Here is a 23,936-nt window from a genome sequence, read left to right as displayed (position 1 = left end):
GCCTTCCTGGCATCGCTTTATTCCGATCCGCCCGTTTGCCTGGGGTACAGAACAACAGGGCCGGTATTTATGACGGCGGAGTTTGCCATAAACACCGGCATTTCGCCGCAATTGCAGTGTGCCCGGTGGGCGCCGGCTTGCCGGCGAAGGGGCCTTGGAGCCTTGAGTTGCCCACGCAGACACCTTCGCTGGGGAGCCGGCGCCTGCATGGGCTCAGGCTTCGACCTGGCTCCACTGCTTGTTCAGGCGTTTGTCGGAAATCGGCACCTTGGTCCCCAGTTGCTGGGCAAACAAGGACACCCGGTATTCCTCCAGCCACCAGCGATACAGCTCCAGTTGCGGGTCGCGCTTGCCTTCCTGGGCATGCTTCTGCGCCCGGGTCTGGTACTGGCTCCACAGGCCCGCCAGCTCAGTGCTCCAGACCCGATCCTTCTGCAGCTGGCTGCCGAGTTTCTCGAAACGCAGTTCCACCGCCTTGAGGTAGCGCGGCAGTTCCTTGAGCCACAGGGCCGGGGTTTCCCGGACAAAGCCCGGGTACACCAGATTCGCCAACTGCGACTTGATGTCGTTGAGGGCCACCGCCTGGGCCAGGTCGATCTTGCCCTTGAAGCGTTTTTGCAGGCCGTGCCAGAGCTTGAGAATCTCCAGGGTCAGGCGCGCCAGACGCTCGGCGTGCTCGGTCCAGGCGCCGCGCTTGCGCTCGGCCAGGGACGCCAGGCCCGCGCCATCGCGAGGCAGCGAGGCTTCGCCGTCGAGGATGCAGCTGTCGAGGCTGGCCAGGAGGATATCCTCCACCAGGGCATCGACCCGGCCCAGTTCACGGTACAGCAGGCCCAGCTCAGTCAGCCCCGGCAGCTTGCCGCGCAGGAACTTGGCCGGTTCGGCCAATTGCTGCAACAGCAGGCGCTGCAGGGCCCGGCGATGCTGGAATTCGGCCTCGGCGGCGGTGGAGAAACGCCCTTCCTTGACCATCCCCGCCTCTTCCACCAGGGCCGGGTACACCGTCATCGACAGTCCGGCGATCTTCTGCTGGGTCTTTTCCGCGACCGCGGCAAACACACGGGCCTCCACCGGCTGCTGGCTCTTGGCGGTTTGCGGCACGGCCAGGGCGGCCTGGCTGGCTTCGGCAAAACGCGCGGTCAGTTCGGCCAGGTCGCGACCTTCGCCAAGGAACTTGCCCTGGGCGTCGACGATTTCCAGGTTCATCCGCAGGTGGCTCTCCACCTGCTGCGCGGCCTCGCTCCAGGCCTCGTCGCTGACCCGGGCACCGGTCATGCGCAACAGTTCGCGGCCCAGGGCCTGGGGCAACGAGCCTTCGGCGAAGACCATGCGCTGCAAGGCCGCCTTGACGAAGTCCGGCACTGGCACGAAGTTTTTGCGCAGGGCCTTGGGCAGGTTGCGCACCAGGGCGATGCACTTGGCCTCGATCAGTCCCGGCACCAGCCATTCCAGGCGTTCGGCGGGCAGCGCCGGCAGCAGGGGCGCCGGCACCCGTAGGGTCACGCCGTCCCGGGGGTGGTTGGGCTCGAAGTGATAACTCAGGGCCAGTTCCAGATCGCCAATATGCAGGGTGTCCGGGTACTGCTTGGCGGTGACTTCACTGGCCTCGCGAGCCAGCACGTCTTCTTCGCGCATGATCAACAGCTGCGGGTTCTTCTGGCTGTGGACCCGGTACCAACTGTCGAAGGTCGCGGTCTGGTGGATCTCCGCCGGCAGGCGCTCGTCGTAGAAGGCGAACAGGGTTTCCTCGTCCGCCAGGATGTCCCGGCGCCGAGCCTTGGCTTCCAGGGCGTCGAGCTGTTCCAGCAACTGGGTGTTGGCGCTCAGGCACTTGGCCTTGGACTGGATCTCACCGCGCACCAGGGCTTCGCGGATAAACAACTCGCGGGACACCACCGGGTCCACTGGCCCGTAATGCACCGGCCGACGGCCGACCACGATCAGCCCGAACAGGGTGATCTGCTCGTAGGCCACCACCTGGCCACGCTTCTTCTCCCAATGGGGTTCGAAGTGGTTCTTCTTCACCAGGTGGCCGGCCAGGGGCTCGATCCAGTCGGGCTCGATCTTGGCCACCATGCGCGCATAGAGCTTGGTGGTCTCCACCAGCTCGGCAGTCATCAGCCATTGCGGGCGCTTCTTGCCCAGGCCCGAGGACGGGTGAATCCAGAAACGTCGCTGACGAGCCCCCAGATAATCGCCGTCTTCGGTCTTCTGGCCGATCTGGCTCAGCAGGCCCACCAGCACTGCCTTGTGCAGTTTCGGGTAGTCCGCCGGTTCCTTGTTCAGGCTCAGTTGCAGGTCGCGGCAGATCAGGCTCAGCTGCCGGTGCGAATCGCGCCATTCCCGCAGGCGCAGGTAATTCAGGAAGTTCTTGCGGCACCAGTTGCGCAGCGGGCTGGCGGTCAGGGCCTGGCGCTGCTCTTCAAAGCCGCGCCACAGATTGACCAGCCCGGCGAAGTCCGAATCCACGTCCTTCCACTGCGCGTGAGCCTGGTCGGCGGCTTGCTGACGCTCCGGCGGACGTTCGCGAGGGTCCTGGATCGACATGGCACTGGCAACGATCAGCACTTCCTGCAGGCTGCCGAGCTTGGCCGCTTCCAGCAGCATGCGGCCCATCCGCGGGTCCACCGGCAGCCGCGCCAGTTGCCGGCCCAGAGGCGTCAACTGGCTGTTGCGGTCCACTGCCGAGAGTTCTTGCAACAGGTTGAAACCGTCGCTGATGGCCTTGCCATCCGGCGGCTCGATAAACGGGAAGGCGGTGATTTCCCCCAGGCGCAGATGGAGCATCTGCAGGATCACCGCCGCCAGGTTGGTACGCAGGATTTCCGGATCGGTGAACTCCGGCCGGCCGAGGAAATCTTCCTCGCTGTACAGGCGCACGCAGATCCCCGGCTCGACCCGGCCACAACGGCCTTTACGCTGGTTGGCGCTGGCCTGGGACACCGCCTCGATGGGCAGGCGCTGGACCTTGGCCCGGTAGCTGTAGCGGCTGATGCGTGCAGTGCCGCTGTCGATCACATAGCGAATGCCCGGCACGGTCAGCGAGGTTTCCGCAACGTTGGTCGCCAGCACCACCCGCCGGCCCGGGTGGGACTGGAAGATCCGCTGCTGTTCCGCCGGCGACAGGCGCGCGTACAGCGGCAGGATCTCGGTGTGCTTGAGCTGAGCCTTGCGCAGCATGTCCGCGGCGTCGCGAATTTCCCGCTCCCCCGGCAGGAACACCAGCACGTCTCCGGGACTGCGGCGTTCGCTGCGCTCGTAGGCGGCGATTTCATCCAGGGTGGCGAGGATCGCCTGGTCCACCGTCAGGTCGTCCTCGACCCGGTTGCCCTCCTCGTCCTGCTCCAGGGTCAGGGGGCGATACCAGGTTTCCACCGGAAAGGTGCGGCCAGAGACTTCGACGATCGGCGCGTTATCGAAGTGCTTGGAGAAGCGCTCCAGGTCGATGGTGGCCGAGGTGATGATGACCTTCAGGTCCGGACGCCGAGGCAACAGGGTCTTGAGGTAACCGAGGAGGAAGTCGATGTTCAGACTGCGCTCGTGGGCCTCGTCGACGATGATCGTGTCGTAGCGCTCCAGGTAACGGTCGTTCTGGGTTTCCGCCAGCAGGATGCCGTCGGTCATCAACTTGATCAGGGTGCTGGAGTCGCTCTGATCCTCGAAACGCACCTGGTAACCCACCAGCGCCCCTAGGGGCGTAGCCAGTTCTTCGGCCACTCGGCTGGCGACGCTACGGGCAGCGATCCGCCGGGGCTGGGTATGGCCGATCAGCCCCTGCTGGCCGCGACCGATCTCCAGACAGATCTTCGGCAACTGGGTGGTTTTGCCCGAGCCGGTCTCACCGGCAATGATCAGCACCTGATGCTTGAGCAGCGCCTCCTTGATCTCGTCGCGCTTGGCGGCGATCGGCAGGCTGTCGTCATAGCGGATCAGCGGCACGCTGTCGCGCCGCGCCGTCACCAGGTTGCACGACGCCTGCATCCGCTCCAGCCACTGGGCGAGCTTGGCCTCGTCGGGCTTCTTGCGCAGTTCAAGCAACTGCCGGCGCAACCGGTGGCGGTCGGCGAGCATGGCTTGATCGAGGTTTTTCAACAGTTGGTCGATTGCAGGCGATTCGGAAGTCATCAGGTACGCAAAATGTCGTCTATGTAGGCAGGGCGCGATTGTCGCAGAAAAGCGCAGGCAATACGTAGGAGCCGGCGTGCCGGCGAAGGCGTGCTCACGGGCACCTTCGCTGGCACGCCGGCTCCTGCACTTCTATTCGTCTTCCAGGCCTTTGCGCCGGTAAGGGAAGACATCGATGATCTTGCCAGCGCGGATGGCGTCCTGCAGGCCCTTCCAGTAGTCGGCGTTGTACAGCTCGCCGTGCAACTGGTCGAACAGCTTGCGCTGGCCGGCATCGGCGAACAGGAACGGCGGGAACTCCTCGGGAAACACGTCGTGGGGGCCGATGGAATACCAGGGCTCGGAAGCCATCTCGTCCTCCGGCGTACGGGGCGCCGGAATGTGACGGAAGTTGGCTTCGGTGAGGTAGCAGATCTCGTCGTAGTCGTAGAACACCACCCGGCCGTGACGGGTCACGCCGAAGTTTTTCAGCAGCATGTCGCCGGGGAAGATGTTGGCTGCCGCCAGTTGCTTGATCGCCAGGCCGTAGTCCTCCAGGGCCTCGCGGACCTGATCCGGGTTGGCGTGCTCCAGGTAGAGGTTGAGCGGGGTCATGCGGCGCTCGGTCCAGCAGTGGCGGATCAGCACGGTCTGGTCTTCCACGGCCACGGTGGACGGCGCCACTTCCAACAGTTCCTCAAGGCAGGCCGGGTCGAACTTGCTCAGGGGGAAGCGGAAATCGGCGAACTCCTGGGTATCGGCCATGCGCCCGACCCGGTCGACGCTTTTCACCAACCGGTACTTCTCGATCACCGTGGCCCGGTCGACGTTCTTCGACGGCGAGAAGCGGTCCTTGATGATCTTGAACACGGTGTTGAAGCCCGGCAGGGTGAACACGCTCATGACCATGCCGCGCACACCGGGAGCCATGATGAAACGGTCATCGGTGCTGGCCAGGTGGTTGATCAGGGCGCGGTAGAACTCCGACTTGCCGTGTTTGTAGAAGCCGATGGAGGTGTACAGCTCGGCGATGTGCTTGCCCGGCAGGATGCGCTTGAGAAAGCCGATGAATTCCGCCGGCACCGGCACATCCACCATGAAATACGAGCGGGTGAAGGAGAAGATGATCGAGACATCGGCTTCGTCGGTGATCAGCGCATCGATCTGGATGCCCCGGCCTTCACGATGCAGCAGCGGAATCACCAGTGGCCACTGTTCCTCGTGGGTGAAGATGCGCCCCACCAGATAGGCGCCCTTGTTGCGGTAGAGCACCGAGGAGAACAGTTCCAGGGTCAATTCCGGGTCCTTGCACACCCAGTCCGGCAGGTTCTCCCGCAGTTGCGCCTCCAGGCGCCGCAGGTCCCCCGGCAGGTCGGCATAGTCCTCGCTGAAGCGGTAGTCGGCGAACACCTGTTCGAGCATCGCCGGCAGGTTGCCCTTGGGGTGGTAGCTGCGGGTCTGCGCGGCCCGGGCCCGGCGCAGGCTGGGCCGGGTGGTGTGGATGAACATGCAGCCGTCGCTGATCAGGTCATGGCTGAACAGCCCGCAGAAGATCGAGTTGTACCAGGTCTCGGACAGCTCATCGTCAAAACGCAGGTCGATCAGGCTGATGTAGGCGCTTTTCACCAGGGGCCACTGGCCGACATCCATCAACGCATCGTCGCTGAAGGACTGGTGCAACCGGGCCACGGTTTCCCCGACCTTTTCCTCATACAGGTTGATCCGCGCCGCCGAGGCCCTCTGCGCTTCCTGCCATTGCGCCTGCTCGAAGCGTTGCCGGGCACCGTCGGTGATCTGGCGAAAATGCTCGCGGTAGTCGTCGAAGCCATCGAGGATCATTCGAGCGATATCGGCGGCGGGCCATGACTGCGGCATAAGTAGACCTCTGCGGGAATTTACGATGCCAGAGCTTAGCCAGTGAAACGGCTTGAGGAGAAGCGTATTTTTGTGATCAAGCGTACGCCGGAAAATGACCCGGCAGTCGCCCTGCTCCCCAGGCTTGTGTGGCGGATCGTGGGACACAACAAACCCAGTGCCGGGTTTCTTCGCCCTGTGCGCCAATAAGGTTTGCCATGCCCGCCAGCGCTGGGCAAGATCCCCGCCCTCAAACCGAAGGATCCTTCCGTGAGACTTGTCGATCTCCTGCGTCTGTTGTCGCTGGCCGCCATCTGGGGCGCGAGCTTTTTATTCATGCGCATCATCGCCCCGGTGCTGGGCAGCGTACCCACGGCGTTTTTCCGGGTGTCGATTGCCGCGCTCGGGCTGCTGGTCATGCTGGCGCTGATGCGGGTCGACTGGAATTTTCGCGGCAAGCTCAAGACCGTGTTGCTGCTCGGTGTGATCAACTCAGGCATACCGGCAACGATGTATTCGGTGGCAGCCCAGGTGCTGCCTGCCGGCTACTCGGCGATCTTCAATGCCACCACGCCCTTGATGGGGGTGTTGATCGGCGGGCTGTTCTTTCATGAGCGGCTGAGCCTGAGCAAGATCGCCGGCGTCTGCCTGGGCTTGTTCGGCGTCGGCATCCTGACCCGCGCCGGCCCCGTGGCCTTCGACCATGAACTGCTGCTGGGCGCCCTGTCCTGCCTGATGGCCACCACCTGCTACGGCTTTGCCGGCTTCCTCGCGCGGCGCTGGCTGGATCAGGCCGGCGGCCTGGACAGTCGCCTCTCGGCGCTGGGCAGCATGCTCGGTGCCACCCTGCTGCTGTTGCCCCTGTTCGCCTACAACGCCATCAGCCAGCCGCCAGCCAGTTGGGGTGGCTGGAGCGTGTGGCTGTCGCTGCTGGGCTTGGGGCTGGGCTGCACGGCGTTTGCCTATGTGCTGTATTTCCGTCTGCTCAGCGCCATCGGTCCGGTGCGATCAATGACCGTGACCTTCATGATTCCGCCGTTCGGCGTGTTGTGGGGGGCCTTGCTGCTGGATGAGCCGCTGTCCATGGCGCATCTGTATGGCGGCGCGCTGATTGGCGCCGCCCTGTGGCTGGTGCTGCGGCCCACGGTCACGAGCAGCGCTCGCTGACCCGTGGCTCTTGTGGCCACGGCTAGCGCGGGTCGTGTAGCCGCTGCCGCAGGCGGCGAACGGCTTGGGCGGCATTGCGACGCAGCAGACGCGGCCATCTGGCGCCCGCACAAGGTTCGGCAGCAGACCGTCAAGCAAGGCCCTGCGGGCCTTTTCGCAGCCTCGCCGGAGCTCGGCAGCGGCTACGGAGCCTAAAGCGCGGCGTTGCTCATTTCGCCATCCACCAGACGCCGAATACCCAACGGGTTGGCATTGCGCAGGGCTTCGGGCAACAGCGCGTCCGGGTAGTTCTGGAAACACACCGGCCGCAGGAAGCGCTCGATCGCCAGACTGCCCACCGAGGTGCCCCGGGCATCGGAAGTGGCCGGGTAAGGCCCGCCATGAACCATGGCATCGCAGACTTCGACCCCGGTCGGATAACCGTTGAGCAACAGCCGACCGACCTTGTCCTGCAGGGTCTCGGTCAACCAGCGATGCTCCAGCAACTCCGGCTCCTCGCCGATCAGGGTCGCGGTCAGTTGCCCGCGCAGCCCCTGCAAGGCCGCTGCCAGCTCGCTCCAATCAGCCACTTCGATGACGATGCTGGCTGGGCCGAAGACTTCCTCCTGAAGCCGTTCATCCCCCTCCAGCAACAGGCTGACATCAGCCTGGAATAGCTGAGCCTGTGCCTGGGCGCCCTGTTGTGGCCGACCCGCCAGGTGCCGCAGGCGGGGATGCTGGTGCAAGGCTTCAACACCCTGGCAGTAGCTGGCCAGCGTGCCGCTGTTGAGCATGGTCTGCGGCGCCTGCTGGTCCATCTGCGCGCTGAACGCTTGGAGAAAGGCGCTGAACTGCGGCGAGCGCAGGCCGATGATCAGGCCCGGATTGGTACAGAACTGACCCGCGCCCAAGGTCACCGAGCCCGCCAGTTCGGCGGCGATCCGCGCGCCCCGGACCCTGAGTGCCTCGGGCAGCAGGATCACCGGGTTGATGCTCGACATCTCGGCGAACACCGGGATCGGCTGCGGCCGGTTCGCAGCCATCTGACACAAAGCGTTGCCGCCCTTGAGGGAGCCGGTAAAGCCCACCGCCTGGATCGCCGGGTGCTTGACCAGCCACTCCCCGACCCCGGCGCCGTAGATCATGTTGAACACCCCGGCGGGCATCTCGCTGCGCTGCGCCGCACGGATGATCGCGTCGGCCACCCACTCGGCGGTCGCCATGTGTCCGCTGTGGGCCTTGAACACCACCGGGCAACCGGCGGCCAGGGCCGCAGCGGTGTCGCCACCGGCCGTGGAGAACGCCAGGGGAAAGTTGCTCGCACCGAATACCGCCACCGGGCCCAGGCCGATATGGTACTGGCGCAAGTCCGGGCGCGGCAGCGGCTGGCGCTCGGGCAAGGCGCGGTCGATGCGTGCGGCATAGAAGTCGCCCCGGCGCAGGACCCTGGCGAACAAGCGCAACTGGCCGCTGGTACGCCCACGCTCGCCCTGGATACGCCCGGCGGGCAAGGCGGTTTCCCGGCAGACGGTGGCGATGAAGTCATCGCCGAGACGATCCAGTTCATCGGCAATGGCATCGAGAAACTGGGCGCGCCTCTCGGCGCTGAGGTTGCGGTACATCGGGAAGGCCTGCGCGGCGGCCCGGGCCGCGGCATCCACTTCTGCCGCAGTCGCCTGGAAGAAGCTTCCCGGCAGGGCTTGGCCACTGTCGGCATCCAGGCTGTGCAGCTGTACCTCACCCTGTGCGCTGCGGCCGCCGCCAATGTAGTTGTGTCCAGACAAACGAGTCATGAGGCATTCCTTGACCGGCGCCAGGGGCCGGTGATTGAAGGTTTACAGGGCACGCACCTGGCCAATGGCCAAGGGCTGGGCGCTTTCGCCGATGGTGTTTTCCAGGGGCGCACCGAAGGCTTCGAGGCTGATCTGGAAGCGGTCGCCGGGACGCGTGCGCACCCCATCGGCAAAGGACAGGGTGGCGGTGCCGAAGTAGTGCACATGGACGTCACCGGGACGCAGGAACTGCGCGTACTTGAAGTGGTGGTATTCGAGGTTGGCCAGGCTGTGGCACATGTTGTCCTCGCCGCTGAGAAACTCCTTTTCCCAGAGCACTTCAGCGTCGCGGATGATGCGGCTGCGGCCCACCAGGTGCCGGGGCAGTTCGCCGACCCGCAATTCCGGGCCATAGGCGCAGTAGCGCAGCTTCGAGTGGGCCAGGTACAGGTAGTTGCGCCGCTCCATCACATGGTCGGAGAACTCGTTGCCCAGGGCATAACCGACGCGGTACGGCAGGCCATCCTCGCCGATCACATAAAGGCCGGTGAGCTCCGGCTCCTCGCCGGCATCCTCGGCAAAGGGCGGTACAGGAAAATCGCCGCCGGGAGGTACGACAATGCTGCCGTCGCCCTTGTAGAACCATTCCGGCTGGGCTCCCACTTGCCCGGCTGCGGGCTTGCCGCCTTCCAGGCCCCATTTGAAGATGCGCATGGTGTCGGTCATGCCGGCTTCCACCCCAGCGTCATGCTGGTGCATCTTGTCCCGGGCCGAGGCGCTGCCCAGGTGAGTCAGGCCGGTGCCGCTGATCAGGCAGTGGGCCGGGTCCTCATGATCCAGGGGCGGCAGGACCCGGCGCTGCTGCAGCAGCTGTGCATAGTCCGGCCCCGGATCACTGCCACGCCGTTGCGCTTCCTGCTGCAGGGTGCGCTGGTTGCGGATCGCCGCCAGGGCCAACTCTCGGGTGCTGGCGGTGTTGCGCAATACTCGCAGTTGCTGCTCTTCGATCACCCCGACCTGACGCTGACCGGTGCTGCTGAAAAATTGAATCAAGCGCATGTTCGCTCTCCCACAGGTCTGCACAGCGCCGCCCGCAAGCGGCGCCCGAGGCTTATTCGATGATGTTGAATTCGCTCAGGTAATCTTCGGAGATTTCCAGGCCCAGGCCCGGTTTGTGGTCGTCGAGCTGGATGTAGCCCTTGACCGGCTGCGGCTCGCCCTTGAACACGTAATAGAAGAGTTCGTTGCCGACCTCGACGTCGAACACCGGGAAGAACTCGGCCATCGGCGAGGCCGTGGTGGACAGGGTCAAGTGGTAGTTGTGCATCTGCCCGGCATGGGGAATCACCGGCACCGACCAGGCTTCGGCCATGGCGTTGATCTTGCGCGCGGCGGTGATGCCACCGACACGGTTGGTGTCGTACTGGATCACGTCGACGGCGCGACGTTCCAGCAGGTCCTTGAAGCCATAGGAAGTGAACTCGTGCTCGCCGCCGGAGATCGGCATGATGCCCATCTTCTTCAGCTCGACGTAGCCTTCGAGGTCATCGGCGATCACCGGCTCCTCCAGCCAGCGCGGCTCGAACTCCGCCAGCTTGGGCAACATGCGCCGGGCGTATTCCAGGGTCCAGCCCATATAGCACTCAAGCATGATGTCCACGTCCGGGCCGACCAGTTCGCGCAGGGCGCGTACCTGCTCGATATTGCGGCGCATGCCGAGCGGACCGTCCTTGGGGCCGTAGCCGAAGCGCATCTTCAGCGCGGTGAAACCCTGGTTGAGGTAGCCCTGGGCCTCTTCGAGGAACAGATCGAGATTGTCATTGGCGTAGAGCTTGGAGGCGTAGGTCCAGATCTGGTCCTTGGTGCGCCCGCCGAGGAGCTTGAATACCGGCTTGTTCACTGCTTTGCCCATGATGTCCCAGAGGGCAATGTCGATCGCCGAGATGGCCGCCATGCCGATGCCCTTGCGCCCCCAGGCGTGGCTCTGACGGTACATTTTCTGCCAGATGTATTCGTTGTCGAAAGGGTCCTCACCGATGGCGATCGGGGCCAGGTAGGTGTCGATGATTTCCTTGGCCACCCGCGGCGCCAGGGCGCAATTGCCAATGCCCACCAGGCCGTTGTCGGTTTCCACTTCCACCACCAGCCAGCCGTGGAAACGGAACGAGCCCATGGCATCGCCACGCTCGAAGAGGATGTCCGTGGCGTTGGTGCAAAAGTGCGCCTGGGGTGGCACGACTTTGCCTTTCCACTCGAATACACGGGTACGGATCGCGGTGATTTTCATCAGGAGGTTTTCCTTGCAAGGCGTGGGTAGTGATCAGCCGACCTGGGCCGGTGTGAGCTGTTTGGGAGTGGTCGGGGTGTGCCGGGTATTCAGGCGTGACAACAGAATGGCGCCGAGGATGCCGACCAGGGCCAGGGCGAACATCCCCGCACGCGGGTCGGCAAACTGGGTTTCCATCAGGGTCTTGAGGTTCGGCGCGACAAAGCCGCCGAGGTTGCCGATGGAGTTGATCAGGGCGATGCCGCCGGCCGCCGCGGCGCCGCTGAGGTAGCCGGTGGGAATGGTCCAGAACAGCGGCTGCACGGCGACAAAGCCGGCGGCGGCGAAACAGAAGGCCAGGACCACCGGCACCATGCTGCTGCCCAGCGCCGAAGCAGCGATGCCCAGGGCGGCCATGCTCAGCATGACCACCGCCAGGTGCCGGTGCTGACCACTGCGGTCGGCATAGCGAGTCACCAGACGGGTCACCAGCAGGGCGCAGATCCACGGAATCGCGGTGATCAGCCCGACGCTAAGGCCGACGTGGCCATCCAGCAGCCCGGCGATGCGTGTCGGCAGGTAGAACACCACGCCGTAGACGCTCATCTGGATGGTGAAATAGGCCAGGCAGAATTGCAGGACCCGGCGGTTGCGCAAGGCACTGAAGAAGCCGTGGGGGCTGCTGTCCTTTTTCCTCGCGTCCTCTTCGGCCAGGGCCTCATGCAGCGCCTGCTTCTGCTCGTGGCTCAACCAGCGTGCATCGCCGGGACGATCCACCAGGTAAAAGTAGGCGGCGACGCCGACGACCGAGGCCATCAGGCCCTCGACCACGAACAGCCATTGCCAGTTGGTCAGGCCGAACACGCCGTGGAACTCCAGCAACCAACCCGACAGCGGGCTGCCCAAGACCAGCGCCAAGGGCAGACCGAAATAGAACAGCCCCAGGGCCTGGCCCCGGCTCTGGGCCGGGAACCAGTAAGTGAGGTACAGAATGATCCCCGGGAAGAAGCCGGCCTCGGCCACGCCCAGGAGAAAGCGCAGCACATAGAAGGTCTGGGCGTTGTGGGCGAACATCATCGCCGCCGACACCAGGCCCCAGGTGACCATGATCCGGCACAGCCAGACCCGCGCACCAAGGCGATGCAGCATGTAGTTGCTGGGCACTTCGAAGAAGGCGTAGCCGATGAAGAAAATACTCGCGCCAAAGGCGAAGGCCGCATCGCCGAGGCCGGTATCGGCTTGTAATGCGGCCTTGGCGAAGCCGACGTTGGAGCGGTCGATAAAGGCCAGGATGTACATCAGGATCAGGAACGGCAGCAGACGCAGCCGGCTTTTGGAGATGGCGCTGGCGAGCGCCAGCGCGGAATCTGGACGAGTCATGTGGATGTTCCTTGAGTGCCGATCATGCCTTGCGCAAGGGACAAGGCGGGCTTCTTGTAGTTGTTCGATCGCTTGAGGGAGTCGCTGGCAGCCGCTCAATCGATGGGGCGACTTTAGCCAGCGCCGACAGCACCGGCTAATCACTTATGGGTATCCAGCGATAACCACCGGTGATCGCAAGAGACCTTTTATTGCCTTTCAGGGTTATCAGAGAGAGCGCCTGCCTTTCGCCGGCCAGCCGGCTCCTACAGCCATGCCGGCCCAGGCGTTCCGGCAAACGGCGGATGCCAGAAAGCATTCCCATGCCTAGGCATGGGAATGCGCGAGCAAGCAAACGCTGCGATCAGTGGCGGTGGGCGCCCATGCGGCAGGCGATCTCGAAGGCCTGGCCAATGGCGCCGGCATTGGCCAGGCCCTGCCCGGCAATATCGAACGCCGTACCGTGGGCCGGCGTGGTGATGGGAATAGGCAAGCCGCCCTGCACGGTGACGCCACGGGAAAAGCCCATGAGCTTGATCGCGATCTGCCCCTGGTCGTGGTACATGGTCACCACCGCGTCGAAGGCACTGGCGTCGCCCTGGACCTTGAGGAAGATGGTGTCAGCCGGATAAGGCCCGTCAGCGCCGATACCCAGGGCCTGGGCGGTCTTCACTGCCGGGCCGATGATATCCAGCTCCTCGCGACCAAAAGAGCCATGGTCGCCATTGTGCGGATTGAGACCGCAGACGCCGATGCGCGGCCGTGCCAGACCATTGCGTTTGAGGGCCTGATCGATCAGTTGGATGGCCTCCAGCACTCGCGCCTGGCTGAGCAGGCCCGGCACCTCGGCCAGGGCCACATGGGAGGTCACCCGTGAGGTCCAGAGGTTGTCGAGGACGTTGAACTCACAGAACGGCCCGTGGAAGTCCAACCGCTCAGCGAACCAGTGCAGCTCATCGCTGTGGGCCATACCGGCCATGTGCAGCGAGGTCTTGTTCAAGGGGCCGAACAGCACAGCGTCGGTGGTCCCGTCGCGGGTCAGGCCCAGGGCCACTTCGAGGGTGTCAAGGCAATAACGCCCACCCACGGCGCTGGCTTGGCGGCGCGCAAACTCGCCTACTGCATTGCCGCGAAAATCATAGAACAGCGGCGTGTCGTCAGTGAACGCCAACGACTCCAGGGTACTGACCTTGCGATAGGCAAACTCGCACCCGGCGATGTCCATGCCGCGACGCATTTCTGCTTCATCGGCAATCAGGATCACCTTGGCCTGGGCCCGCACCTGGGGCTGGCTCAACAACCGGGCAATGAGTTCCGGGCCGATGCCAGCCGGGTCCCCCAGGACCATGGCGATGGTGCTCTTGCTCATGCTTCACTCCTTGCAGGTTCAGGCTCGGGGCGCGCATCCACGCCCGGCTCGCAACGGAAGAGCTGTTGCGCATTGCTGTAGAACAGGCGCTGCTGATCGGCCCGTGGCAGATCGGCGACCCTGTGTTTGAAATTGTTGTAATGCATGCAGCGCTCGACTGGGACAGCGCCACGTTGGGGGCACTATCGAGGCCTTGGAGATAACCGTCTAATCAAAACTTGAGATACACCGATAGCTGGAAGATATGCCTACAAGGGATTCAGAGAACTCCGAAGCTCTACGGTATTTTCCAACCGCCGTTCACAAAAGGCTCTGAACCGCCTGTTTCAGCGTCTTCCCTGCTGCGCCGCCCCGTCGATCTATAACCCCAGGCTATCGGTGTATCTCATGTTTTGAGTAGACGTCGTGCCACCGGCTTCCCACACTCGGTTCCAGGCTTGCGGCCTCAGGCCACGGACAAGCCACTCATAACAACGACAAGAACCAGAGGCTCTACCATGCGCTCAACCTTCGTTCGTCGCACGTCACGCCTATTGCTCGGCGCCAGCCTGCTCTGCGCCCTGCCCGCCCTGGCCTGGCAGCCGGAAAAGAACGTCGAGATCGTAATCGCCGGTGGCCCCGGAGGCGGTACCGACCAACTCGGCCGACTGATCCAGTCAATCATCACCACCCACAAGCTGCTGGACGTCAACACCGTGGTCCTGAACAAGGGGGGAGGCAACGGCGCAGAGGCCTTCCTTGACCTGAAGATGGCCCAGGGCGATCCAGGCAAGCTGGTGATCGGCACAAACAACATCTACTTGCTGCCGCTAGTGGCGAAACTCGGCTACCAGTGGCAGGAGCTGACGCCGGTGGCCGCCCTGGCCGAGGACGACTTCATCCTCTGGACCTACCAGGACGCGCCCTGGAAAGACGCCAAGGCTTTCTATGAGGCAGTCAAAACCGAGCCGAAGCTGCGCATGGGCGGCAGCCAGTCCAAGGACGTCGACCAGACCCTGACCCTGCTGCTGAACCGCACCATTGGCAGCAAGCTGACCTACATCCCCTTCAAGAGCGGCAGTGAGGCGGCCACCCAGTTGGCGGGCAAACACATCGCCAGCAACGTCAACAATCCCGCAGAAAGCATCAGCCAATGGCGCGGCAATCAGGTCCGGCCACTGTGTGTGTTCAGCCGCGAGCCCATGCAGTACACCGACAAGGTCGCCGGCGAACGCTCCTGGTCAGACATTCCCACCTGCCACTCCCAAGGCCTGGGGATCGACCAGTACCGCTTCCCGCGCACCGTGTTCATGCCCGGCGGGGTCAGTGCCGAGCAGCGAGCGTTCTACGTCGAGCTGCTGCGCAAGGTCACCCAGGCTCCGGAATTCAAGGCCTATGTGAGCCAGAACGCCCTGGTGCCGACCTTTCTCGAAGGCGAGCCACTGAACGCCTACATCGAGCAGGACACTGCACGGGTGACCCCGGTCTTCAAGGAAGCCGGCTGGCTGCGCGACTGATCCCGCGGGCGGCCCCGCCCCGCCTGAGACTCAGGCAGGGCCGCTGCCGCTCGCCCTTTTTTCGGAGGTGCAAGCATGTCCCATTGCGCAAATTCATCATCACTCCTGGGCACCCGTTGGGTCGAACTCGGGCTGGCCCTGTTCACCGCCCTGATCGGCGCCGCGGTGATGCTCGGTAGCCTCGAACAAGGCATCGGCTGGGGCGACGCCGGCCCCCAGCCTGGGTATTTCCCGTTCTACATCGGCCTGCTGCTCAGTGGCGCCAGCGCCGCCAACGCCCTGCTCACCGGGCTGCGCTGGCACGCCCTGGGCCTGGCCTTCGTCAGCCGCAAGGCGTTCGTCCAGGTGCTCTCGGTGTTCATTCCCATTGCCCTGTTCGTTGCGGCCATGCCGTTCACCGGCATCTACCTGGCCTCAGCGCTGTTCATCGCCTGGTTCATGTGGCGCGACCGGTTGCGGGCCCGGCCTTATGGCAGATGGATGATCAGTGGCGTGTCCTTCGGAGCAGTGCTGGCCAGCTACCTGATCTTCGCCCTGTGGTTCAAGGTGCCGCTGGATGCCGGGCCGCTGGGCGACTGGTTGGCCCTGGCCGGGAGTCGCCTGAAATGAGCGAATTCGACTCCCTGCTGCAAGGCATGAACCTGATCCTCACCCCCGGCCATATCGGACTGATGGTGGTGGGCGTACTGCTGGGTATCCTGGTGGGAGTGCTGCCCGGGCTCGGCGCGCCCAACGGTGTCGCTCTGTTACTGCCGCTGACCTTCAGCATGACGCCGGTGGCGGCGATTATCCTGCTTTCGTGCATGTACTGGGGGGCGTTGTTCGGCGGTTCGATCACCTCGATCCTGTTCAACATTCCCGGTGAGCCCTCATCGGTGGCCACTACCTTCGACGGCTACCCCATGGCCCGCCAGGGTCGGGCGGCCGAGGCCCTGACCGCAGCCTTCAGTTCGGCACTGATCGGTGCCCTCTGCGGCGTGCTGCTGCTGACCTTCCTGTCGACGCGGATTGCCGAGTTCGCCCTGTCCTTCAGCTCACCGGAATTCTTCGCCGTGTACCTGCTGGCGTTCTGCACGTTCATTGGCATGAGCAAGAACCCGCCGCTAAAAACCCTGGTGGCGATGATGCTCGGCTTCGCCATGGCCGCGGTGGGCATGGACACGGTGTCGGGCAACCTGCGACTGACCTTCGACCAGCCGATGCTGATGACCGGCATCAGCTTTGAAGTGGCGGTGATCGGTCTGTTCGGCATTGGCGAGATCCTCTGCACTGTGGAGGAAGGCCTGGTGTTCCGTGGCGAGCACGCGCGGATCACGCCGATGATCATCCTGCGTACCTGGGCGCGCTTGCCGCGCTATTGGCTGACGCTGGTGCGCAGCACCCTGGTGGGCTGCTGGATGGGCATCACACCCGGCGGCCCCACCGCAGCCTCGTTCATGGGCTACAGCCTGGCACGGCGCTTCTCCAGGCACAGCGAGCACTTCGGCAAGGGTGAGATCGAAGGCGTGATCGCCCCGGAAACCGCCGACCACGCTGCTGGTACCAGCGCCCTGCTGCCGATGCTGACCCTGGGCATTCCCGGTTCTGCCACCGCCGCGGTGATGCTCGGCGGGCTAATGATCTGGGGCCTGCACCCGGGGCCGACGCTGTTTGTCGAGCAGCACGATTTCGTCTGGGGCCTGATCGCCAGCATGTACCTGGGCAACGTGGTCAGCCTGATCGTGGTGCTGGCCACCGTGCCGCTGTTCGCCTCGATCCTGCGAATTCCTTTCTCGATCATTGCGCCGATCATCATCATGGTCTGCGCCATTGGTGCCTACTCGGTGCACAACGCCTTCTTCGACGTGGTGCTGATGCTGGGCTTCGGCGCCCTGGGCTACCTGTTCAAAAAGCTCGGCTACCCCATCGCGCCGTTGGTGCTGGCGGCAGTACTGGGAGACAAGGCCGAGGATGCCTTCCGCCAATCGATGCTGTTCTCCGACGGGCAATTGGGGATCTTCTGGTCCAACCCGCTGGCGGGCAGCCTGACCACGGCGGCGCTGATCATGCTGTTCTGGCCCCTGCTGTCTACGGCCTTGCAACACGTGGTCAAGGGCCGCTCGCAGGGTCCGGCCGACAGTCATTCCTCCCCTTGAATGCTACTCCTGGCAACGCCTGGCATTTATTGTCAGGCTTGCCGCTGCCTCTTACTGCGAGCCCGGCCCTATGACCAAGATTCCTGATGCCAACATGATTCACAGTCGCCTGCGCCTGCGCCAATTACGACTGATGCTGGCCCTGCAGGAGTTCGGCTCTCTGCGCCGCGCTGCGGACAACATCGGCATGACCCAGCCAGCCGCTACCAAGATGCTCCATGAGGCCGAGGACCTGCTGGGGGTCGAGCTGTTCGAACGCCTGCCTCGGGGCATGCGCTCCACGCCTTTCGGCGAGACGGTGATCTACTACGCCCAGATGGTCTTCGCCGAACTCAGTGGCATGCGCGAGGAACTGGTAGCCCTGGAATCCGGCAACCTCGGGCGGGTTGCGGTGGGGGCCATTCCAGCCCTGGCCTCAGGACTGCTGACGCGGACCATCGCGACCCTCAAGCAGAGTCACCCCCGGCTGTCCATGAGCATTCAGGTAGACACCAGCGATGTGCTGGTACAGGCGTTATTGCAGGATCAACTGGACATCGTCCTGGGCAGGATCCCCGCTGGCGCACGGGCCGAGGAACTGCTCTTCGACAGCCTGGGTGAAGAGGCCCTGTGCGTGATCGCTGGGGCGCAGAATCCACTGGCACAAGCCACGCACTTGAGCTGGGCACAATTGCAGAACGAAACCTGGGTGCTGCAACAGCATCCCAGCCCCATGCGCTCGATCATCAACCAAGTGTTCCACAACGCCCGGGTCGACATCCCCAGCAGCATCGTCGAGACCACCTCGATCATGACCTTGCTGTCCCTGGTGCAGCAGACCGACATGATCGGTGTTACACCGGTTTCGGTAGTCGAGGACTATCCCGGGCGTCACCTGTTGGCGGTGCTGCCGATCCAGTTCGAGGCGCGGTTGCCGCCCTTCGGGTTGATCACCCGGCGGCACCGCATCCAATCGTCGGCGATGCAGGCCTTCATGAACTCGGTTCGCAAGGAACATGGGTTGAACCGAGACTGAGTGCCAGCAAGGGGCTCAAGGAACGTTCAGGGTAATCAGGTAGGTGCCGGAGGTTACGGCCTTTCCGGCCTGATCAACAAAGGCATAGTGCTGGTTGTAGTAGCGGCCCTGGGAACCGCTGTCGGCCAAGAGCTTGACCTTGACGGCGGAATGATCCGAAGCGCTGACGCTGGCCACGGCTCCCACACGGGCTACGTCGATTGCGGTGCCGCGCGAGCCTTGAGGACACTGGCGTAGGCTAAGCCCTGTGCTGGCGGCGCTGGTGGTGCAATGGCTCTCAACGATACTGCCGGTAAAGCGGATGACCCCCTGTGCCACGGGAGCAGCGGCGAAACAACTGCTCGACAGTCCCAAAAGCAAACCGAAAGCGGTTGAAGCGAACGTTGCGTTCATACTGACTCTCCTTTGTTTAAGGACTATGTCGTCAGTCTAGGTACCGGCTTTAGCTTTTAAGGTTTGTCTGATGGACTAATTTGGAATACCAACAAAAAAGTCTAAGCATCTGGTTATCAAAAGAACCTTGAGGGTTCGCTTCAGTCGCTCATTACGTGCACATACAAGGTTTGAAATCAGACCTTTATTGACCGGCAAAGAACTACACGACGATAGTGGCATCTAGCCACTATTCATGCTTATAGTCGATCATTAATTGAATCAATAATGGGCAAAAGCGACCGAGCATTGCGCTCGGCCGCAGGTCTGGACAACCACCGCGAAGATCGTCGCCCGTAACTATCAGGCGCTCTTACGGAACACGAAGACCAGGCCGACAATGATCAGGCCCATGCCCATCAGGCTCAGCCAGGCCAGACGATTGCCGAAAAAGATAAAGTCCATCAATGCGGTCACCGCCGGCACCAGATAGAACAGACTGGTGACATTCACCAGGTTGCCCTGAGCGATCAAGCGGTACAGCAGCAGTGTGGCCAGTACCGACACCACCAACCCCATCCACAGCAGCGCAATCACGAAGCCGGCGCTGTACTCGAAGTGAAACGGCTGGAACGGCACGAACAGCGCACACAGCAACAGGCCCGCCAGGTACTGCACCGGCAGGGTGCCCAAGGGGTTGTCGGTGATGCGTTTCTGCATGATCGAACCGGCCGTCATGCTGACCAGGGCCAGCAGGCCACAGAGCATGCCGGAGACGGATATCCCCGCCAGACCGATGCCCTGGTAGACCACCATGATCAGCCCGGTGAGCCCCAGACTGAGGCCGAACAGGCGGCTCCAGGAACGCTGGCGCTCCATCAGCACCACGGTGAGGATCGGCTGCACCCCCATGATGGTGGCCATGACGCCAGGGGTGACCTTCAGGTCCAGGGCCAGGATGTAGAAGATCTGGTAGGCCCCCAGCAGCACCAGGCCGGTGGCCATGGCAAAGCCCACGGCCCGACGCCCCCGGGGCAGGCGGAGCTTGAGCAAGGGCATCAGCAGCACCAGCCCCATCAGGGCGATGATGAAACGCAGCAGCAGGAAGGCAAAGGGCGAAGCCTGGGTCAGGCCCCATTTGGAGAAGATCGCGCCACTGCTCCAGAGCAGGACGAACAGGCTCGTGGAGGCCGCCGCAAGTGCGGACTTTTTGGAAATGAGCAACATGAAAACCACCTGTAATCAGGCAAGAAGCCAATTCAGCCAAGGCTGAAGTTCAGTAGTGTTTGGTTCAGGCGGGCACAGGGAACAGCAGCGATTGCTGATCAGCCCGAAAAGCCAACGCCCGGCGGTGATACGACTGCGTACACCGGCGTGCTACTGACAGGTGGGGGGTACTGACCGATCTGCACAGGCTGCTGATTCCCGCACGGCACGACGCCAGCGTTGACCGCTGAAACCACTACCGCGTTGAGAGGGGAAAAGGCCATGAGCTGATCTTTCTTGAAGGGAAAAAACCATGAGTCGGCTGACTCATCGAGCGCCGAATGTAACCGGCGCCCGATATTCATTGCAAGATTTATCCGAACAGCCACTTCCACAAGACCACCAGCACCACCACCGCCAGAACCGGGCGCAGGATGCGGTAGAGCTTGGGATTGCGGCGCTTCCACTGCTTGACCACACCGCTGAAGCTGTCGCTGAAACGCTTGCTCCAGGCGTAAGCCTGGTTAATCCCGCCGACGCGCTCGTCATCAAGGTTCTGCGGCGCGGTCGCACGCCCCAACTGGGCGCTGACCCAGCGATTGATTCGCGTCATCAGCGGGCTGCTCAACGGCCGTTCGATGTCGCAGAACAGGATCACCCGGGTGGTTTCGGTTTCGTTCTTCACCCAGTGCACATAGGTCTCGTCGAACATCACGTCTTCACCGTCGCGCCAGGCGTACTCCTGGCCATCGACAAAGATCCGGCAAGCGTCGGAGTTGGGGGTCGATAACCCCAGGTGATAACGCAGCGAGCCGGCAAAGGGATCGCGGTGCGGGTTCAGGTGACTGCCACCGGGCAGCAGGGCGAACATCGCACCCTTGACGTTGGGAATGGCGCTCACCAGCTCGACGGTCTTGGGGCACAGCGCGGCCGCCGACGGCAGGGGCTTGTCGTACCACTTGAGGTAGAAACGCTTCCAACCCTTCTTGAAGAAGGAACCGAAGCCGGCATCGTTGTTCTTCTCCGCCGCGCGGATATACCCCTCATCGAACAGATGCATGGCCTCTTCGCGGATCACTTCCCAGTTATCCCGCAGGATATCCAGCTCGGGGAACTTGCTGCGGTCCAGGTAAGGCTTGGAAGGCACTCCGGAAAACAGATACATCAGCGCGTTGTAGGGGGCAAACAACGCCGAATGGTTGACGAACTGGCGCAGTACCGGCAGACGCGCTTTGCCGCGCAGATGCACATAAAGGATGCTGCCGACGAACAGCGACAACACCGCGAACTTGGCGGCAAAGGAAAAGCTCATGCAACGACTCCTTGGAAATAGGCACCTGTGCAGGCTGTGTGGGGGAGTGTTCACCCAACCTGGCAGCCGGCAATGATAAACACTCCTGGACCCTGGAAAAACCCGCACGACTCAACATTCAGTGTTAACGGGCGTGCAACAAAGGCGCTTAAGTAGCATAAGCGGCCAGGCCCTTGCCTGATGTAGGTCAGCATTCACCGGCGAGCCGGCGCCTGTCGGCGAATGCCCGAGGTGCGTTACTGCTGGTTTTCCTGCTCGGTGAACAGGTCGCTGAACAGCATGCTCGACAGATAGCGCTCGCCGGAGTCCGGCAGGATCACCACGATGGTCTTGCCCTGCATTTCCGGGGTCTGGGCCAGGCGCACCGCCACCGCCATGGCCGCGCCGCAGGATATCCCGCAGAGAATCCCCTCTTCCTGCATCAACCGCAGGGCCATGGCCTTGGATTCCTCGTCGGTCACCAGCTCGACCCGGTCGACCATTTCCAGATCCAGGTTCTTGGGCACGAAACCGGCGCCGATGCCCTGGATCTTGTGGGGGCTGGGCTTGATCTCTTCGCCGGCCAGTTTCTGGCTGATGACCGGCGAAGTGGCAGGTTCCACCGCCACCGAGAGGATCGGCTTGCCCTGGGTCTTCTTGATATAGCGCGACACGCCGCTGATGGTGCCACCCGTGCCGACCCCAGCCACCAGCACATCCACGGCGCCGTCGGTGTCGTTCCAGATTTCCGGACCGGTGGTTTTCTCATGGATCGCCGGGTTGGCCGGGTTATCGAACTGCTGCGGCATGAAGTACTTGGACGGATCGCTGGCGAGAATTTCCGCCGCCTTTTCAATCGCGCCCTTCATGCCCTTGGCCGGCTCGGTCAGGACCAGCTCCGCCCCCAGGGCCTTGAGCACCTTGCGCCGCTCGATGCTCATGGACGCGGGCATGGTCAGCATCAGCTTGTAACCACGGGCAGCGGCGACGAACGCCAGGCCAATCCCGGTGTTGCCCGAAGTGGGCTCGACGATGGTCATGCCCGGCTTGAGCTTGCCGCGACTTTCCGCGTCCCAGATCATGTTGGCGCCGATCCGGCATTTCACCGAGTAGCCCGGGTTACGCCCTTCGATCTTGGCCAGGATGGTCACGCCGCGAGGGGCGATACGGTTGATCTGCACCAAGGGCGTATTGCCGATGGAATGGGCATTGTCAGCAAAAATTCGGCTCATGGCTGGGTCCTTATGCAGCAGTGAAGAAGTCCTCAAGGGTATGCCTGGTGCCTTTGAGCGTCCAGTCGCGCCGAACGACTGCGACCCCAGGCAGTCAATGCCTCTATACGGCTGGAGACTGCTGATCATGAAACGTCGTTACCGTTGGCCCCTATGGACCCTGGCCGGCCTGCTGGTCCTGCTGCTGGCCCTGCACGTCACCCTGCCCTATCTGGTGCGCGACTACCTGAATGACAAACTGGCGGACATGGGCGACTACCGTGGCCAGATCAGCGATATCGACCTGGCCCTGTGGCGCGGCGCCTACCGCATCAACGGGCTGGAGATCGTCAAGGTCAGCGGCAAGGTACCGGTGCCCTTCGTCAAGGCGCCGCAGATCGACCTGGCGGTGAGCTGGCATTCACTGTGGTACGACCACGCCGTGGTGGCCAAGGTGCAGTTTGTCCAGCCGGAGCTGAACTTCGTCGATGGCGGCGCCGACAAGCAAGCGTCGCAGACCGGTGAAGGCACCGACTGGCGGGCGCAACTGGGCAAGCTGTTGCCCATCACTCTCGACGAGCTGCGGATCAGCGACGGCAAGATCCACTTTCGCAACTTCAGCTCCACTCCCCCGGTGAACATCGGCGCCACCCAGGTCAATGCCAGTTTCTACAACCTGACCAACGTGGTGGATACCCAGGGCAAACGCGATGCGCGCTTCGACGGCAAGGCCTTGCTGCAAGGCCAGGCCCCCATGGAAAGCACCGCCACCTTCGACCCCCTGAGCAATTTCGAGGACTTCGAATTCCGTCTGCGGGCCCGGGGTATCGAACTCAAGCGTTTCAACGACTTCGCCTCGGCCTACGGCAAGTTCGACTTCAATGCCGGACACGGCGACGTGGTGATCGAAGCCCAGGCCGAGAAGGGCCAACTGCATGGCTATATCAAGCCGCTGCTGCGGGACGTGGAAGTCTTCAACTGGCAGCAGGATGTGGAGAACCGCAACAAAGGAGTATTCCGCTCGGTATGGGAAGCCTTGGTGGGGGCCGGGGAAAACCTGCTGAAGAACCAGCACAAGAACCAGTTCGCCACCCGGGTCGAACTCAGCGGCAGCGTGCACCAGCAAGATATCAGCGCATTCCAGGCGTTTTTGCAGATTTTGCGCAATGGATTCATCCAGGCCTTCAATGCCCGTTACGAACAACCCAAGCCCTCGACTGACTGAGTCACCCCGTGACGCTCCATTCAGAGACTGAATGGGGCGTCCACGTTCACAGTCGACCGGGCACCGCGTTATAGTCGCGCCATCACTCTCCATTCAATCGATCTGCCCCGGGCAG

At 63.1% G+C, this 23,936-nt stretch carries 17 protein-coding genes and 1 pseudogene; 6 read left to right on the top strand and 12 right to left on the bottom strand.

Annotated features, from left to right (window positions below; genetic code table 11):
- Positions 1-213: 213 nt before the first annotated feature.
- Together hrpA and aceK are read right to left on the bottom strand one after the other, a co-directional pair.
- On the bottom strand, positions 214-4,125 hold the full coding sequence (gene hrpA / locus PFZ56_RS13430) for an ATP-dependent RNA helicase HrpA (protein WP_170001316.1): 3,912 nt from the start codon (positions 4,123-4,125) through the stop codon (positions 214-216).
- 132 nt (positions 4,126-4,257) lie between these two features.
- Entirely contained in the window at positions 4,258-5,979 is a 1,722-nt protein-coding gene (gene aceK / locus PFZ56_RS13425) for a bifunctional isocitrate dehydrogenase kinase/phosphatase (RefSeq protein ID WP_110651930.1), read from the bottom strand.
- Between the two features lie 249 nt (positions 5,980-6,228).
- On the opposite strand from aceK, the gene PFZ56_RS13420 reads away from it, so the two are divergent.
- Complete coding sequence (locus PFZ56_RS13420) at positions 6,229-7,125, top strand: DMT family transporter (protein ID WP_170001317.1); 897 nt, start codon at positions 6,229-6,231, stop codon at positions 7,123-7,125.
- A 191-nt stretch (positions 7,126-7,316) separates the two neighbouring features.
- On the opposite strand, the gene PFZ56_RS13415 is transcribed toward PFZ56_RS13420, so the two are convergent.
- The 6 genes and pseudogenes from PFZ56_RS13415 to PFZ56_RS13390 all read right to left on the bottom strand — a co-directional run.
- Positions 7,317-8,897: an aldehyde dehydrogenase (NADP(+)) gene (locus PFZ56_RS13415; protein ID WP_110651929.1), complete on the bottom strand. Its 1,581-nt coding sequence runs from the start codon at positions 8,895-8,897 to the stop codon at positions 7,317-7,319.
- A gap of 42 nt (positions 8,898-8,939) precedes the next feature.
- On the bottom strand, positions 8,940-9,935 hold the full coding sequence (gene araD1, locus PFZ56_RS13410) for an AraD1 family protein (protein WP_110651928.1): 996 nt from the start codon (positions 9,933-9,935) through the stop codon (positions 8,940-8,942).
- A 52-nt stretch (positions 9,936-9,987) separates the two neighbouring features.
- Entirely contained in the window at positions 9,988-11,163 is a 1,176-nt protein-coding gene (locus PFZ56_RS13405) for an L-rhamnonate dehydratase (protein ID WP_102878776.1), read from the bottom strand.
- Positions 11,164-11,196: 33 nt separating this feature from the next.
- On the bottom strand, positions 11,197-12,522 hold the full coding sequence (locus PFZ56_RS13400; RefSeq protein ID WP_102878775.1) for an MFS transporter: 1,326 nt from the start codon (positions 12,520-12,522) through the stop codon (positions 11,197-11,199).
- A 343-nt stretch (positions 12,523-12,865) separates the two neighbouring features.
- The gene (locus tag PFZ56_RS13395; protein ID WP_170001318.1) at positions 12,866-13,870 is read right to left on the bottom strand and encodes a 4-hydroxythreonine-4-phosphate dehydrogenase PdxA; all 1,005 of its coding nucleotides are present in this window, start codon (positions 13,868-13,870) and stop codon (positions 12,866-12,868) included.
- Positions 13,867-14,010: pseudogene (locus tag PFZ56_RS13390) on the bottom strand (thioesterase); the annotation flags it as partial. The pseudogene PFZ56_RS13390 and the gene PFZ56_RS13395, both read right to left, overlap by 4 nt.
- A gap of 357 nt (positions 14,011-14,367) precedes the next feature.
- Between PFZ56_RS13390 and PFZ56_RS13385 the strand changes: the two are divergent.
- The 4 genes from PFZ56_RS13385 (at position 14,368) to PFZ56_RS13370 (ending at position 18,516) form a co-directional block, all read left to right on the top strand.
- A complete protein-coding gene (locus PFZ56_RS13385) occupies positions 14,368-15,366 on the top strand; it encodes a tripartite tricarboxylate transporter substrate binding protein (protein ID WP_110595107.1) in 999 nt (332 codons plus the stop codon).
- A gap of 75 nt (positions 15,367-15,441) precedes the next feature.
- Positions 15,442-15,975: a tripartite tricarboxylate transporter TctB family protein gene (locus PFZ56_RS13380; protein WP_170001319.1), complete on the top strand. Its 534-nt coding sequence runs from the start codon at positions 15,442-15,444 to the stop codon at positions 15,973-15,975.
- Entirely contained in the window at positions 15,972-17,501 is a 1,530-nt protein-coding gene (locus PFZ56_RS13375) for a tripartite tricarboxylate transporter permease (protein ID WP_170001320.1), read from the top strand. The genes PFZ56_RS13380 and PFZ56_RS13375 overlap by 4 nt, the downstream gene beginning before the upstream one ends.
- A gap of 70 nt (positions 17,502-17,571) precedes the next feature.
- Positions 17,572-18,516 carry a LysR family transcriptional regulator gene (locus PFZ56_RS13370; protein WP_102878770.1) on the top strand — a complete coding sequence of 315 codons (945 nt, stop codon included), beginning with the start codon at positions 17,572-17,574 and terminating at the stop codon, positions 18,514-18,516.
- A gap of 15 nt (positions 18,517-18,531) precedes the next feature.
- On the opposite strand, the gene PFZ56_RS13365 is transcribed toward PFZ56_RS13370, so the two are convergent.
- The 4 genes from PFZ56_RS13365 to cysK form a co-directional block, all read right to left on the bottom strand.
- Positions 18,532-18,909, bottom strand: coding sequence for a hypothetical protein (locus PFZ56_RS13365; RefSeq protein WP_102861657.1), 378 nt, complete (start codon positions 18,907-18,909; stop codon positions 18,532-18,534).
- Positions 18,910-19,251: 342 nt separating this feature from the next.
- The gene (locus tag PFZ56_RS13360) at positions 19,252-20,115 is read right to left on the bottom strand and encodes a DMT family transporter (RefSeq protein ID WP_102878769.1); all 864 of its coding nucleotides are present in this window, start codon (positions 20,113-20,115) and stop codon (positions 19,252-19,254) included.
- A gap of 352 nt (positions 20,116-20,467) precedes the next feature.
- Positions 20,468-21,406 carry an aspartyl/asparaginyl beta-hydroxylase domain-containing protein gene (locus PFZ56_RS13355; RefSeq protein WP_102878768.1) on the bottom strand — a complete coding sequence of 313 codons (939 nt, stop codon included), beginning with the start codon at positions 21,404-21,406 and terminating at the stop codon, positions 20,468-20,470.
- A 236-nt stretch (positions 21,407-21,642) separates the two neighbouring features.
- Entirely contained in the window at positions 21,643-22,617 is a 975-nt protein-coding gene (gene cysK / locus PFZ56_RS13350) for a cysteine synthase A (RefSeq protein WP_102861654.1), read from the bottom strand.
- Between the two features lie 127 nt (positions 22,618-22,744).
- On the opposite strand from cysK, the gene PFZ56_RS13345 reads away from it, so the two are divergent.
- Positions 22,745-23,821 (top strand): DUF748 domain-containing protein, encoded by a 1,077-nt coding sequence (locus PFZ56_RS13345; protein ID WP_170001321.1) that lies wholly within the window; start codon positions 22,745-22,747, stop codon positions 23,819-23,821.
- Positions 23,822-23,936: the final 115 nt, after the last annotated feature.

Origin of the sequence: Pseudomonas danubii (assembly GCF_042980055.1) — a bacterium.
GTDB classification, from domain to species: domain Bacteria; phylum Pseudomonadota; class Gammaproteobacteria; order Pseudomonadales; family Pseudomonadaceae; genus Aquipseudomonas; species Aquipseudomonas danubii.
Note: the sequence above shows the minus strand (reverse complement) of the source record. Positions and strands in the feature narration are given on the sequence as shown.